Origin of the sequence: Buttiauxella massiliensis (genome assembly GCF_902500225.1) — a bacterium.
GTDB lineage: Bacteria > Pseudomonadota > Gammaproteobacteria > Enterobacterales > Enterobacteriaceae > Buttiauxella > Buttiauxella massiliensis.
On record NZ_LR722661.1, the window covers coordinates 33,443 to 48,106 of the forward strand.

General features: G+C 52.0%; 14 protein-coding genes. 8 read left to right on the forward strand and 6 right to left on the reverse strand.

Annotated elements, in window-relative coordinates; genetic code table 11:
- The first annotated feature begins 155 nt into the window (after positions 1-155).
- Both hutI and hutG read left to right on the forward strand, forming a co-directional pair.
- A complete protein-coding gene (hutI, locus tag GC128_RS18080) occupies positions 156-1,385 on the forward strand; it encodes an imidazolonepropionase (RefSeq protein WP_151995452.1) in 1,230 nt (409 codons plus the stop codon).
- Positions 1,369-2,166: an N-formylglutamate deformylase gene (hutG, locus tag GC128_RS18085; protein ID WP_151995453.1), complete on the forward strand. Its 798-nt coding sequence runs from the start codon at positions 1,369-1,371 to the stop codon at positions 2,164-2,166. Before hutI ends, hutG begins: the two co-directional genes overlap by 17 nt.
- Before the next feature lie 286 nt (positions 2,167-2,452).
- Here hutG and spy read toward each other — a convergent pair whose 3' ends face one another.
- The 6 genes from spy to astC form a co-directional block, all read right to left on the reverse strand.
- Complete coding sequence (spy, locus tag GC128_RS18090; protein ID WP_151995454.1) at positions 2,453-2,941, reverse strand: ATP-independent periplasmic protein-refolding chaperone Spy; 489 nt, start codon at positions 2,939-2,941, stop codon at positions 2,453-2,455.
- A gap of 322 nt (positions 2,942-3,263) precedes the next feature.
- Positions 3,264-4,229: a succinylglutamate desuccinylase gene (gene astE, locus GC128_RS18095; RefSeq protein WP_151995455.1), complete on the reverse strand. Its 966-nt coding sequence runs from the start codon at positions 4,227-4,229 to the stop codon at positions 3,264-3,266.
- A 33-nt stretch (positions 4,230-4,262) separates the two neighbouring features.
- Positions 4,263-5,591 (reverse strand): N-succinylarginine dihydrolase, encoded by a 1,329-nt coding sequence (astB, locus tag GC128_RS18100; RefSeq protein WP_151995456.1) that lies wholly within the window; start codon positions 5,589-5,591, stop codon positions 4,263-4,265.
- A 2-nt stretch (positions 5,592-5,593) separates the two neighbouring features.
- Positions 5,594-7,066 carry a succinylglutamate-semialdehyde dehydrogenase gene (astD, locus tag GC128_RS18105; RefSeq protein WP_151995457.1) on the reverse strand — a complete coding sequence of 491 codons (1,473 nt, stop codon included), beginning with the start codon at positions 7,064-7,066 and terminating at the stop codon, positions 5,594-5,596.
- Positions 7,063-8,097 carry an arginine N-succinyltransferase gene (astA, locus tag GC128_RS18110; RefSeq protein WP_151995458.1) on the reverse strand — a complete coding sequence of 345 codons (1,035 nt, stop codon included), beginning with the start codon at positions 8,095-8,097 and terminating at the stop codon, positions 7,063-7,065. Before astA ends, astD begins: the two co-directional genes overlap by 4 nt.
- Positions 8,094-9,314: a succinylornithine/acetylornithine transaminase gene (gene astC / locus GC128_RS18115; RefSeq protein WP_151995459.1), complete on the reverse strand. Its 1,221-nt coding sequence runs from the start codon at positions 9,312-9,314 to the stop codon at positions 8,094-8,096. The genes astA and astC overlap by 4 nt, the downstream gene beginning before the upstream one ends.
- Before the next feature lie 175 nt (positions 9,315-9,489).
- Between astC and GC128_RS18120 the strand changes: the two genes are divergently transcribed.
- From GC128_RS18120 to GC128_RS18145, 6 genes are read left to right on the forward strand one after another with little or no spacing between them, the layout of a single operon-like run.
- Positions 9,490-9,729 carry a hypothetical protein gene (locus tag GC128_RS18120; RefSeq protein WP_151995460.1) on the forward strand — a complete coding sequence of 80 codons (240 nt, stop codon included), beginning with the start codon at positions 9,490-9,492 and terminating at the stop codon, positions 9,727-9,729.
- Between the two features lie 19 nt (positions 9,730-9,748).
- Positions 9,749-10,555, forward strand: a complete 807-nt coding sequence (gene xthA, locus GC128_RS18125) for an exodeoxyribonuclease III (RefSeq protein ID WP_151995461.1) — start codon at positions 9,749-9,751, stop codon at positions 10,553-10,555.
- Between the two features lie 43 nt (positions 10,556-10,598).
- Positions 10,599-11,258 (forward strand): TVP38/TMEM64 family protein, encoded by a 660-nt coding sequence (locus GC128_RS18130; protein ID WP_151995462.1) that lies wholly within the window; start codon positions 10,599-10,601, stop codon positions 11,256-11,258.
- A 10-nt stretch (positions 11,259-11,268) separates the two neighbouring features.
- The gene (locus GC128_RS18135; protein ID WP_193216280.1) at positions 11,269-12,444 is read left to right on the forward strand and encodes an ABC transporter substrate-binding protein; all 1,176 of its coding nucleotides are present in this window, start codon (positions 11,269-11,271) and stop codon (positions 12,442-12,444) included.
- The gene (locus GC128_RS18140; protein WP_226812173.1) at positions 12,441-14,021 is read left to right on the forward strand and encodes an ABC transporter permease subunit; all 1,581 of its coding nucleotides are present in this window, start codon (positions 12,441-12,443) and stop codon (positions 14,019-14,021) included. The genes GC128_RS18135 and GC128_RS18140 overlap by 4 nt, the downstream gene beginning before the upstream one ends.
- Positions 14,021-14,659 carry an ATP-binding cassette domain-containing protein gene (locus tag GC128_RS18145; RefSeq protein ID WP_151995463.1) on the forward strand — a complete coding sequence of 213 codons (639 nt, stop codon included), beginning with the start codon at positions 14,021-14,023 and terminating at the stop codon, positions 14,657-14,659. The genes GC128_RS18140 and GC128_RS18145 overlap by 1 nt, the downstream gene beginning before the upstream one ends.
- Positions 14,660-14,664 lie beyond the last annotated feature (5 nt).

The window sequence follows — 14,664 nt, forward strand, 5'->3', positions numbered from 1 at the left end:
GCGATGCCAATGATTTAGCGATTAAATCAGACTAACGCAAACCAAATTTTAAACTTGTTTAACCCCGTCATAATTCGCATGACTGAAGTTGCCGAAAAGTACATGCTGCGCTAGCTTGTAGTCAATTGTCTATACAACCTGATGTGGAGAATGTCATGACTTACCCTCGCAGCATCGACAGCCTGTGGAGCGGCGCAACGCTTGTCACCATGGTGGATGGGCAATACCAGTTGATTGAAGATGGCGTTATCGCAGTGCATCAGGGGAAAATCGTTTGGCTGGGCGCTCGTGCTGATCTGCCCGACATTACAGCGCAAGCACATCACCACTTTGATGGCGGGATAATTACTCCGGGCTTTATTGATTGCCACACTCATTTGGTGTTTGGTGGCGATCGCAGTGCGGAATTTGAAATGCGGTTAACTGGCATGAGTTACGCAGAAATTGCCGCACGTGGTGGCGGCATTATTTCCACCGTTCGCAGTACGCGCGAAGCCGATGAAGATGAGTTGCTGCATTCTGCCCGCAAGCGTCTGCAACATCTTCTGCAAGAAGGTGTGACGACTGTCGAAATTAAGTCGGGATACGGGCTGGATATCGACAATGAAATCAAAATGCTGCGCGTTATCCGCCGACTGGGCGAAACCCTACCGGTTGAAGTTTACGCCACCTGCCTTGCGGCTCACGCCGTTCCTCCTGAATTTAGCGGTGATAGCGACAGATGGGTCGAAGTGGTTTGCAAACAATTACTCCCGCGTGTAGCACAAGAAAAACTGGCTGATGCCGTAGACGCATTCTGTGAGCATCTGGCTTTTAGCCCGGCACAAACCGAGAAGGTTTTTAGCTCCGCCCGCACTCTGGGAATGCCTGTAAAACTCCACGCCGAACAACTTTCAGCAATGGCCGGCAGCACTCTTGCCGCTCGTTTTCAGGCGTTATCTGCCGACCATCTTGAATACGCAACCGAGGCTGACGCGCAAGCAATGGCTGAAGCTAATACCGTTGCCGTATTGCTGCCTGGCGCGTTTTATCTGTTACGTGAAAAGCAACAACCGCCGGTTGCCGCGTTCCGCAAACATGGTGTGCCGATGGCGGTCGCAAGTGATGCCAACCCAGGCACCTCGCCTGCATTATCATTGCGTTTAATGCTCAATATGGCCTGTACTCTGTTTGGTTTAACGCCTGAAGAAGCGCTGGCAGGTGTCACGCTGCATGCCGCACAGGCATTAGGTATCCGTGAAAGCCACGGCAGCCTTGAGTGCGGAAAAGTTGCTAACTTTGTGCACTGGCCCGTGGCACGTCCCGCAGAACTGGTCTATTGGTTAGGGGGGCAATTGCCCTGCACCGTTATTTATCAGGGAGAGAAACGTGACAGCACCTTTTAATTTCAGTCGTGGGAAACTGCCCATCCTTATCAGCATTCCACACGCAGGCACCGCACTCACACCAGAAGTTGAGTCGGCCCTAAGCGATGCAGCAAAACCATTGCCTGATACCGACTGGCATATCCCGAAGCTTTATGATTTTGTTGCCGCATTGGGTGCAAGCGTGATTACCGGTAATTATTCGCGCATGGTTATCGACCTCAACCGCCCGGCGGACGATAAACCGCTCTACACCACCGCCACAACCGGTCTGTATCCTGAAACGCTATTTGATGGCACTCCGGTGTTTATTCCGGGCAAAGAACCGACCCCAGATCAGCGCAAAGCCGCACTTGAGACAATTTGGCAGCCTTACCACCAGCAGTTACAAAGTGAGCTGGAGAGAATGAAAGCGGAGCATGGATACGCGCTGTTGTTCGACGCGCATTCCATCGCCAGCCATATTCCGCGTTTGTTTGAAGGTAAGCTTCCGGATCTTAATTTCGGTACTAACGGCGGTAAAAGCTGTGATGAGTTGATAGAAGAGCATCTGGTGGCTTGTGCGGCATCGCAAAAGCAATTTAGCTGGGTGGCAAACGGGCGCTTTAAAGGCGGTTATATCACCCGCGCCTATGGTCAACCAGCGCAAGGCGTTCATGCGGTGCAGTTGGAACTGGCACAATGTAATTATATGGATGAGCAGGCGCCGTTTGCCTGGCGATCCAATCGTGCTGGGCAGTTGCAACCGTTGCTTGAGCAGCTTATTCGCTCGATGCTGAGTAGTGCAAAGCAGATTGCATAGACAACCACATTTTACCCTAAATAATTCGAGTCACATCGCGGCGGCAAGGGAGCAACAAATTTGTCTGGAACAAATTTGAACGCTGCTTGCAGCGTCCCCAAAGGGGTAAGGCCCATGGATGGGCCGCATAATCCCCTGGAGCTTACAAAAGTAAGTGACTGGAGTTTGCGAATGCAGCCAACACACCTGCAGCTTGAAGTATGACGGGTAAAAAGAAAACCGCCGGTCCTGTCCACAGCAATAACGCTTTGTGGACAAAACCGGCGGTCTTAAGTCAGTCGATCAGTTATTCCTGATCAGCAGGCATTTTACCTTCATGTTGCGGACGTTCTGTCAGACGCTTCTCAAAATTGGCATTAAATTGTTTTTTCTGTTCCGGCGTCAGAATGTTGTAGATCTTATTCTGTGTTTCCATATGAGCCATCATGCGAGCTTTATTCTGCTCAGCCATTTTATCTACTTGAGCCTGCGCTTTAGCCTTATCGAAGCTGTCGCTGGCAATAATGCTGTGTGCCGCACGGCGCTCTTCTAATGAAGGACGCTCCATTTTACCGCGCTGCTCTTTCATGATGTCGCGCACTTGTTGTTTCTGCGCGTCGGTCAGGTTTAAATCCTTAAACATCATATCGTGGTGGCCGCCGCGCATACCTTTATGGTGCATCATCGGCGCGTCGGTTTTTGCCGCCGGGGTCGCGGTGGTGTCAGCTGCATGAGCCAGGTTCGCCGCGCCGAGAGCCAGAGTTGAAGCAACAAAGAGAGCTGTTAATTTACGCATATTGTTTATTCCTATTCTGATTTCTATTACGACAAGGTTTGCCGCGTTGACGAAATTAAGTTTACGGGGTTGTGCGTCAAGTAATAGTCCCCGTCGGTAAAGCATTGAAAGGGTAAAAAACAAAATTTCAGCAATTATGAAGAGAATAAGGATAAACAAAGGGGAATTGAAACAGGATATAACAAAGCAATGATTTTAAAGGAATTATGAAGAGAGTGTATAGCAATACGCAGAATGGATAAAGCCGCCAACTAAGATTTATCTGTATATTGTTGTTTGCCCGTTGATTATTTATTGGCCCCACTACTGAGGCCAATACATATTAAATTTCGCGCAGCATTAATCCTGCACGTAATCCCAGCGCAACATTAGGATTAGGGAATAAAACAAACTCGACATCTTCTTTCACCACATATTGCGTGTCGCCATCTTCGGCCAGCAATGTGCCTTTCGGGAATGCGGTGAAGTTCTGTGTTTGCGCTGACATATGCAACACAAAGGCATCACTGTGTCGCGTAATTTGCTGAGCCACTTTATAGCGTAACGGTTTACCTTCAATGGGCTCTGGCGCCTCGCCGCTTAGCAGTGCCTGCAATGCCTGTTTTGTCACCTCAAACTGGCTGAGATCGTTTTCGCCAAAAGGCTGTGCTTTGCCCAACTCGAGCGTGCAACTGAGCGCATTGAAATGTTCGCTGCTGAAATGGGTAAAAGTGCCACCAGGTTCCTGATGAAACACCAGCGCCTGTAATCCCGCACAGCCCAGCCAGGAGAGAAATTCCTCATCATATGGCAATGGACGCGAAGGCAAGACGCCGAAACGCGGGTGATAAGAGCTGCGAATGGCAGTATGCATATCCAGATGCCAGCAGATAGTCTCTTCACATTCGGCCAAAAACAGATCCAACGCATGCTCCAGTCGGCAGGCACGTTGTGTTTCAATGCTTTCAGGGAATTGCTGCCAACCACCGCTAAACATACGATTCATATCGCTGTGCTGATAGCGCTGATTGCTGCGCAGTGCCGCAGGATTGCCCAGAATAACCAGCAACCGCCATTGCAACGCAATTTCACCGGACACCAGGCTGTCCACCAACTGCGCAAGTATTTCTACCGGCGCAGTCTCGTTTCCGTGGACTCCTGCCGACAACACCAGTGTCTTTTGCGTCGCCTGATGTGGGGCCAGTGTCAAAATACCTTCATCCCACCACTGCCAATGCAAATGGGCATTTTCTCCGGCGCTCGGAGTTGGCACTTTACCCGCCAGGGTTTGCGCCAAAAAATCCAACATTGTGCCTCCTGTTAGAGCCTGCCAGGCAGGCTCTTAATGTTGAAATGGATAAACAGAACCTAAGTCTAGTATACGGGTTAGTTCATCGAGTGCTTCGCGCCCTTCTCGCAACAACTGTGGGTCAGCTAAATCAGCCTGAGTCAGTTGGTCACGATACCAACGGTCCACCCAGTTATTGAGCGTGACAAACAACGTTTCGTTCATCATCACCGCTGGGTTTAACGCTTTTTGTTCCGCTTCGTTCAGTACAACTCGCAGGCGTAAACATGCCGGGCCGCCGCCATTTGCCATGCTTTCGCGCAGGTCAAACACTTTGAGTTCGCTGATTGGGTTATCGGCTGCCAGCACTTCGTTGAGATAATGCCAGACCCCTGCATGCTGCCGGGACTCTTCTGGCAAAATCAGCATCATGCTGCCATCGTCACGGCTTAATAACTGGCTGTTAAACAGATAAGTTGCGACCGCATCGGCCACTGAAACTTTATTTGCGGGAACTTCAATAGGCGTGAATCCGGGCACTTTAACACGCAACTGCTCGTATAACGCATGTTGATGAAGAAATGCCTGCTCATGGCAGAACAATACCTGGCGGTTGGATACCGCGATTACGTCGTTATGGAACACACCCTGATCGATAACCGTCGGGTTTTGTTGCGCGTAAACCACTAAGTCCGGGTTAATCTGGTTGAGCCGGACAACAGCCTGGCTTGCTTCGAGCGTCTGGCGAGCCGGGTAGCGTGCAGGAACCAGCCCTGCTTTTGCCTCTTCGCGGCCATAGACAAAAAGCTGTGTCGATGGCTCGCCATACGCACCACCGAGGCGGTTATGGTTTGCCGCCCCTTCGTCACCAAACATCGCCACCTGTGGAAGTGCACCGTGAACAGAAAAATACTGTTCATTTCCAAAGATAGCCCGTAACACGTTTTCTGTAGTCGGCGCTTCACTTGCACGGTGGAACTTGTTGTTCAGGTTCGCCACGGTGAAGTGGACTTTGCCATCGAGGCTATCTGCTGATGGGCTGACTGTCGCGGCATTTGCTACCCACATTGAGGAAGCCGAACTCACCGCCGACAGCAATTGTGGCGCTTGTTTTGCTACGCGTTCAACAATCTGTTCATCGCTGCCGCTAAAGCCCAACTGGCGCAACAGCGGAATATTAGGTCGCTCTTGCGGGGGGATAATTCCTTGTGCAAACCCGGCATCCGCCAGCGCTTTCATTTTCTGCAAGCCCTGTTTCGCGGCAAGTTTAGGATTGGAAACTCTGAACTGGTGTTTGGTTGATGCTTCATTCCCGAAAGAAAGCCCAGCGTAGTGGTGGGTCAGGCCCACCAGTCCATCAAAATTAACTTCACGCGCTTTCATGATTATTCCTTACGGCTGAAATCAAGCCCAGGGCTGAGGGTGGCGGGCAGCGGGAATGACGGACTTTCCAGCGTTGCCATCGGCCACGCGCAGTAATCGGCCGCATACCACGCACTGGCGCGGTGGTTGCCAGATGCGCCCACGCCGCCGAACGGTGCAGCACTCGACGCACCTGTTAACGGTTTATTCCAGTTAACAATCCCGGCGCGAGCTTCGAGTAATAACTGGTCAAACTGCTCGCGATGCGGAGAAATCAGGCCGCTTGCCAGCCCATAACGTGTGTCATTCGCCATCGCGATAGCATCATCGAAATCGGCATAACGGTATACGGTAAGCAGCGGCCCAAACACTTCTTCATCGGGCACATTTGCTACACCGGTTAACTCAACAATTCCAGGCGTTAGTAATGATGTGCCTGCTTTTACCAGTTTCGGCTCGAGCAGCGGTTTGCCGCCACGCGCGATATGTTCCTGCCAGCCAGTTAGCACACGCTCTGCCGCCTGAACGGAAATAAGCCCGCCGATAAACGGCTGCGGTGTGGCATCCCACGCGTCCGGGCGAATACGCCCCGCTACTTCTACCAGGCGGTTTAAGAATGCATCACCTTGCGCACCCTGTTTTACCAGCAAACGACGCGCACAAGTGCAGCGTTGCCCGGCGGTAACAAACGCCGACTGAATGACCAGGTGAACTGCACCGTCGATATCTTGTGGATCTTCAACGATCAGCGGGTTGTTGCCACCCATTTCGAGGGCGAGAATTTTTTCTGGCTGCCCGGCAAACTGGCGATGAAGTTGGTAGCCGGTATTGGCGCTGCCGGTAAATAACAGGCCATCCAGCGTCGATTGCTGCGCCAGTGCCTGTCCGGTTTCGCGCCCGCCCTGCACCAGGTTCAGCACACCATCCGGCACACCCGCCTGCTGCCACAGCTTCATCACTTGCTCACCAATCAGCGGCGTCAGTTCGCTAGGTTTGAATACAATGGTATTGCCTGCCAGCAGGCCCGGCACGATATGGCCGTTCGGCAAATGGCCGGGGAAGTTGTACGGGCCAAAGACCGCCAGAACACCGTGTGGACGGTGGCGCAATGTCGCTGCACCATCTGGCATCGGAGTGTACGTTTCGCCGGTGCGCGTGTGGTAAGCCTTAATCGAGATGGATATTTTATTCACCATCGCGGTAATTTCAGTCGCCGCTTCCCAGCGCGGCTTGCCAGTTTCCTGGGAAATAGTCACGGTCAGGGCTTCTTTGTTGGCTTCAAGCAGGCTTGCAAACTTTTCGACGATAGCCTGGCGCTCGGCAAACGGGCGTTTTGCCCATGCCGGGAATGCGCTACGCGCAGCAATACACGCCTGTTCTACCTGCGATGCGTTAGCCGCAACCCCTTCCCACAGCAAATCACCGTTTACTGGGTTATGTTTTTGTAATGATTCGCCTTGCCCGGAAAGCCATTGTCCATTAATCCACTGAGTCATACTTTTTTCTCCTCGGGGCACAAACGCACCAGACGTACTTTATCGCCAGCACTACATTTCAGGGCATCTGCGGTAACGGCATCAATCACAAGCCGGTCACCTTTTGGATTTGCCTTAATCAGCATGGCGCGGAAATCGTTATATTTTTCATTGGCTACCAGACACATCGGCAGCTCTTCGGTTGCAGGTTGGCCAATAGCAATTTCAACCAGACGGCTTTTGCGAATCGCTCTTACGCGGTCGATATCGCACTCAAGTGTGGGGCCACCGTCAAAAATATCCACGTAATTGCGATAACGGAAACCTTCGGCTTCCAGCACTGCCCGTGCAGGCGCAGTTTGCGGGTGGACTTTGCCTATCACCGCCTGCGCTTCAGGCGAGAGGAAATCGGTGTAAATCGGGTGTTTAGGCATTAATTCGGCGATAAACGCTTTTTGCCCGGTGCCACACAAGTAATCGGCACGGCTAAATTCCATAGAGAAGAAACGGTTGCCTAAGCTTTCCCAAAACGGTGAATGACCATGCTCGTCAATCACGCCACGCATCTCGGCCACCACTTTTTCGTTAAAGCGATCGCGAAACGCTGCCATAAACAGAAAGCGTGATTTGGATAGCAGGTAGCCATTGCCCTCTTTACGCCAGTCAGCGTCGAGGAACAGCGTGCAAAGCTCGCTGCTGCCGGTGTGATCGTGGCTGAGAAACAGTGTTGGTAATGCGTTGTAAATATTCAGCTCTTTGGAAGCATGAACATGGGTACCCACGTGGTAGTTGTACCAGGGGTCGTTTAAACCAACCGCCACTTCGATGGCGCAAATCCCCACCACGCGTTCGATGGCGGTATCTTCCAGCACGAAAACATAGCCCTGGTCGCCTTCTGGCAGGCCACCCTGCCAGGTATTCATTGAGCGTTCGATACGTTCAGACAGCGTTTTTTCATCCGCAGGCAGTGAAGTCAAGCCGCCGCCTGTTTTACCCGCCATCTCCAGCAGCCCGGATAAATCACCGCGCTCAACCGGACGGATAATCATCATGATTGCTCTCCCGCAATAAAGCGTTCACAGGCGCGCTCAAAACGATCCAGCCCTTTTTGCACTTCAGCTTCGCTGACTATCAACGCTGGTGCAAAACGTATGACGTTCGCCCCGGCGATAAGCATCATCAAGCCTTCGGCGGCGGCGGCCTGTAAGATAAGTTTAGCCTTTCCGCTGTATTCCGGTTGCAGCACGCAGCCAATTAACAGCCCCAGACCGCGCACTTCACTAAATAGCTGATGTTTCTGGTTTATCTTGTTTAAACGCTCAACAAACCAGGCGTGACGCTGTTTAACACCGTTGAGTACTTCAGGTGTATTAATGATTTCCATCACCCGGCCTGCCACAGCACCTGCCAGCGGGTTGCCGCCATAAGTTGTGCCGTGAGTGCCTACTACCATCACTTTGGAGAATTTATCGGTGGTCAGCATCGCGCCAATCGGGAAGCCACCGCCCAATGCTTTAGCCGTAGAAAGCACATCTGGCGTGATGCCATAGTGCATGTAGGCATACAGCTCACCCGTACGGCCAACGCCGGTTTGCACTTCATCAAAAATCAGCACCGCGTTGTGGCGGTCACACAGTTCGCGCAAACCTTGCAGGAACGTTGGATCCGCAGGCACAACACCGCCTTCACCCTGAATTGGCTCCACAATCACTGCGCAGGTATTTTCGTTAATCAGTTCACTGGCAGATTGCAGGTCGTTATAAATGGCGTGGCTGATTTGCGGCGGTAATGGCGCAAAATCTTGTGAGTAAGCAGGCTGTCCACCCGCCGAAACGGTAAACAGCGTGCGGCCATGGAAAGCATTTTTGAAAGCAACGATGCCGCTTTTCTGTGGGCCAAAATTATCGTGCGCAAATTTACGCGCCAGTTTTAATGCCGCTTCGTTAGCTTCCGCACCTGAGTTGCAGAAGAACACTTTGTCGGCAAAAGTGGCATCAATCAGCTGTTTTGCCAGGCGCAGAATCGGCTCGTTGGTGTAGCCATTGCCGGTATGCCAGAATTTTGCAGCTTGTTCTTCCAGCGCTTTGCGCAGTTCCGGGTTGGCGTGACCCAGAGCGTTCACCGCAATCCCACCCGCAAAGTCGATATAATCTTTGCCTTGCTGATCCCACAACGTCGACCCTTCACCACGTACCGGAATAAAAGAAGCTGGGGCATAAACGGGCATCATCCATTCGTCGAAATTCTGGCGGGTAATTGACTGCGACATAGCGACCTCTTCCGGTAAATAAAAAGTTATTTAGATGTTAATTAATTGAGTGTTTGCGCTGTAAATGTAGATTGCACGCTTCGTGCCAGCCAGCGATATAAATGAATAGCAGAGAGGTTGGATTGTTAAATCAATAGCTTACGCACCATGGCTATTCACATAAAGTGAATATATAGTGCATAGTTTTACGGTGCCGCTTGGATCGCCAGATAAAAACAAGAAAGATTATGCAGTGGGAAAATATAATACTGGATTTGTGATCGATGATGGGGTTTGCACGTTGTTTACGCCCCAAAACGGGGCGGCGTGGCGTATTTTGGTGCAGATTTTGCTCAGTTCAAATTCGCTCAGGGAAAAAATTGGCCATCAGTCTCACTTCCCCGCTTTTTCTGCTACCATCCTGCAACATTGTTAAGCAACCACGGCAGCGACTTATGAAATTCGTCTCTTTTAATATCAACGGCCTGCGCGCCCGCCCACATCAACTTCAAGCCATTGTGGAACAACATCAGCCTGATGTTATCGGTTTGCAGGAAACGAAAGTCCACGACGATATGTTCCCGCTCGAAGATGTCGCAAAACTGGGCTACAACGTCTTTTATCATGGTCAGAAAGGCCATTACGGTGTGGCGTTATTAACTAAAGAGACGCCGATTTCAGTACGCCGTGGCTTCCCGGGTGACGATGAAGAAGCACAGCGCCGCATCATTATGGCGGAGATTCCCTCGCCGTTAGGCAACCTGACGGTGATTAACGGTTACTTCCCACAGGGCGAAAGCCGCGACCACCCGACCAAATTCCCGGCCAAAGCGAAGTTCTACCAGGACCTGCAAAACTTCCTCGATAGCGAACTGAATAAAGACAACCCGGTGCTGATTATGGGTGATGTCAATATCAGCCCAACCGATCTGGATATCGGTATTGGCGAAGAAAACCGCAAGCGTTGGTTACGTACAGGTAAATGCTCCTTCCTGCCAGAAGAACGTGAATGGATGGATCGCCTGAAAAGCTGGGGCCTGGTTGATACTTTCCGCCACGCTAACCCGGAAACTAACGACAAGTTTTCATGGTTTGATTACCGCTCAAAAGGCTTTGATGACAACCGCGGTCTGCGTATCGATCTGCTTCTGGCAAGCCAACCGCTTGCCGAACGTTGTATCGCGACCGGCATTGATTACGATATTCGTAGTATGGAAAAACCTTCTGACCATGCACCAGTGTGGGCTGAATTTAAACTGTAAGGACGTTGTATGAACATCACCTGGCGCTACGATTTCTTGCCCGATGCGTAAGTTACTTTTTGCCGCTCTGGTGGTTGTTTTTATCCTGCTAATTATCTTCCTGCCGCCGGGTAGTCTGGCGGCACTGCAACATTATCAGTCACAATTCTCTACATGGCATCAGTTGCATCCGCTGCAAACGGCACTGGCATTTTTTGTAATTTATGTTGTGGTCACCACCCTTTCGATTCCCGGTGCCACACTATTAACGCTGCTGGCAGGTTCGCAATTTGGTTTGATTCAGGGAACCATGCTGGTGGCGCTGGCTGCAACCTGTGGTGCCACGCTCGCGATGCTCATCAGCCGCTATTTGTTACGTGACTGGGTACTGTTTCGTTTTGCCGCGCCGATGTCGGCGATTAACCGCGGCATGGAGCGCGAAGGGTTGTACTATCTTTTTGCGCTACGACTAACGCCTGTTTTCCCGTTCTTTCTGATAAATTTGTTGATGGGCCTGACGCCAATCAAAACGCTGCGCTATTTTGCCGTTAGCCTTGTCGGGATGCTGCCGGCGATCGTGGTTTATCTCAACGCTGGGCGCCAACTGAGCCAGTTGCGTACCCTTAGCGATATTCTTTCACCCGGCATGATCGTGATGTTTATTTTGTTGGGTTTGCTGCCGCTGGCGTCACGCCGGTTAGTCCGCATGCTCCGAAAATCATAAGGACTCCACTTTGCGCCCTTTAACGCTTTTGCTGTCACTTGTTGCGTTCAGCTTCACAACCTTTGCACAACCCACCAACTGGAACACACTGCGCGAGCAGGCGAACGGTCAGACCGTTTACTTCAACGCCTGGGGTGGCGACCCGGCGGTAAACAGTTATCTCGACTGGGTAGCAAGTGAAATGAAGCAGCAGTACGGCGTGACGGTAAAAGTGGTGCGCCTGGCTGATGCCGCTGATGCGGTAAAACGCATTCAGAGTGAAGCCGCCGCCGGACGCAAAGAAAATGGTTCGGTTGATTTACTGTGGGTCAACGGTGAAAACTTCCGCACATTGAAACAAGCTGGATTGTTGAAAGAAGGCTGGGCATGGGAATTACCCAACTGGCGTTATGTAGACCAGAAGAAACCCGTGCGCGAAGATTTCTCCCAGCCGACGGACGGTGCTGAAGCCCCCTGGGGCAGCGCACAGTTGATGTTGATTGGCAACAAACAACCTGATGTTAAATTCCCGCGTAGCGCAGCCGAACTACTGGTATTCGCCGAAAAAAAACCAGGTAAACTGAGCTATCCTCGCCCACCCGATTTTACCGGTACCGCATTTATCGAGCAGTTACTGATTGTGCTGACCCACGACACACAGGCGCTACGCCTGCCGCCGGATCCCGCGACCTTTAAACAAGTCACTGCTCCACTGTGGGAGTACCTGGATAAACTGCATCCTCTATTGTGGCGCGAAGGTAAAGCTTTCCCACCAACACCCGCACGCATGGACCGTATGCTGGCAGATGGCGAGTTGCTGTTTTCTGTGACATTCAATCCCGCACACGTCGATAACCTTATCGACCGCAAACAACTGCCGAAAACAGCACAAGCCTTTGGCTTTGAAAAAGGCATGTTGGGCAACGTCCATTTTGTGACTATTCCAGCCAATGCCCGCGCCCAGGCAGGAGCTCAGGTGCTGGCAAATTTCCTGATGTCGCCACAAGCGCAAATTCGCAAAGCCACCCCGGCAATCTGGGGTGATGCCACCATTCTGGATAGCGCAACGCTACCTGCGCCATTAAATGAACAGCTTGATGCGCAAAAACCAGTCCATCAGCAAGCGGTGCCATATCTGGCTGAACCTCATTCTGCCTGGGTTGATGCGCTAGAAAAAGAGTGGTTACAGCGCTACGGAGCGAAGTGAGTAACCGCGGGCTGCAACGCACATTAGCCTTGCTCGCAGTGGGGTGCGTTTTTGCTCCGCTGCTACCAGGCTTAGTGATGATGGCAAAACCAATGTTGATGCCCGATATCTGGCGTCAGCTTTGGGCCGACAACCAGTGGCCAGATGCGCTGCAGGCGACACTATATTCGACCATGATTAGTGTTATCGGCTCGTTGACTCTTTGCCTTGTACTGCTTTGCGGCTTATGGCCTGGCGCGCACTGGCAACGCTTGACCTCGCGACTGCCGCTACTTTTAGCGCTACCACACGTCGCTTTTGCCAGCGGTTTTTTATTCCTGCTTTCCGATAATGGCTGGCTGGCGCGTCTATGCGGCGTGTCGTTTCATCTTGATGAAAATGGTGTTGGGCTGGGTATCTTACTGGCGCTGAAAGAGTGTTGGTTCCTGCTATGGATTACCAGCACACAGCTCAACCAGCAGTCCCTTTCCCAACAGCTTACCGTGGCACAAAGCCTGGGCTATGGCCCATTGCAAAGCCGCATTCGGGTGCTGGTCGCACAGTTATTGCCGCGCCTGAAATGGGCGTTGTTAGCGGTGGTGGCCTACAGCCTGTCTGTCGTGGATGTGGCAATCATTCTGGGTCCATCCAATCCACCAACACTCGCCGTTCTGGCCTGGCAGTGGCTTAACGATGCCGATCCACAACGTGTGGCAATGGGCATGTTGACGTCAATGCTGCTGGTGGTGATGCTGGTAATTTTTACTACCGTTGGCTACGCCATATGGCGGTTGAGCCGCCGCTGCCTGGGACAATTTTCCGGGAAGCGCCATCAACTCAGCATTCAGCCTCTGGCAATAGGATCAGGTTTTATCATGACCCTCACAGGCGTTGCAGCGATAGCAATGCTGGTGATGTGGTCATTTGCAGATGGCTGGTTTTACCCGGCACTCTTGCCCGATGCATTCGCCCTTTCCGGCTGGCAAGCGGCTGAACTATCACCTTTACTCACCACATTAGTGCTGGCGCTGGCAAGCAGCCTGATAGGTTTACTGGTGGTTGTTCTGTGGCTGGAAGGGGGAAGTTCACGTTTTGATCTCTGGCTTGCGCTACCGCTTTTCTTACCCGCTCTACCGTTGGTTGCTGGGCAATATCAGATATTGCTGGTTATGGAGCAGGACGGGAGTTGGCTGGGCGTTATCTGGAGCCATTTGCTGTGGGTTGTCCCCTACATGCTTCTGGTCGCACGCCCCGCATGGCAACAGTTTGATTCGCGCCTGGCGATTACTGCGCAAACATTTGGCTGGTCACCGTGGAAGATTTTATGCTGGGTTAAGCTGCCATTGCTTATCCGCCCCCTACTGGCAGCACTGGCTGTCGGGTTTTCGGTGAGCGTCGCGCAATATTTACCGACGCTGTACGCAGGTGCCGGGCGCTTTACCTCCGTCACAACAGAAACTGTGGCGCTCAGTAGCGGCGGCGACCCGCAGCAACAGGCCATTCAGGCGTTGCTACAAATGCTACTTCCGGCAATCATGTTTATTGTCATGCGACAGCTCAGCAGTCTGTTTACCCATTATCGACAAGGATTACGCTGATGCTGCGTGTTCAGGATTGTTCCATTTCTAATGCCACCCGCTCGTTGATTCAGAATATAAGCTTCACGGTCTCTCCCGGTGAAGTATTGACGCTGATGGGCCCCTCCGGGGCAGGAAAATCGACATTTCTGAGTTGGATGATTGGCGCGCTGCCAGCGGAATTTAGCGTTACAGGAGAGCTGTGGCTGAATCAGCAACGCCGCGATACGCTCCCAACCGCGCGGCGAAATATTGGCATTCTTTTTCAGGATGCTCTGCTGTTTGCGCATTTGAATGTTGGACAAAACCTGGCGATGGCCCTTCCCGCAACAATTAAAGGGCGCGAACAACGGCAGTATTATGTCGAACAAGCGCTGGCAAATGCGCAGCTAACCCATTTCTCTCGACGCGACCCTGCAACACTTTCCGGCGGTGAGCGCGCGCGTGTTAGCGTGTTGCGGGCATTGCTGGCGAAACCCGAAGCGTTATTGCTCGATGAGCCGTTTTCACGATTGGATCAAACCTTACGCGAGCAGTTCCGTCAGTTCGTCTGGCAGCAGGTTGAGCAACAAGCCATTCCGGTAGTACTGGTAACACACGATCCGCAAGACATTCCCACAGGTGGACATATTATTACGGTCAATGATTCCGGCTATTAATTTGT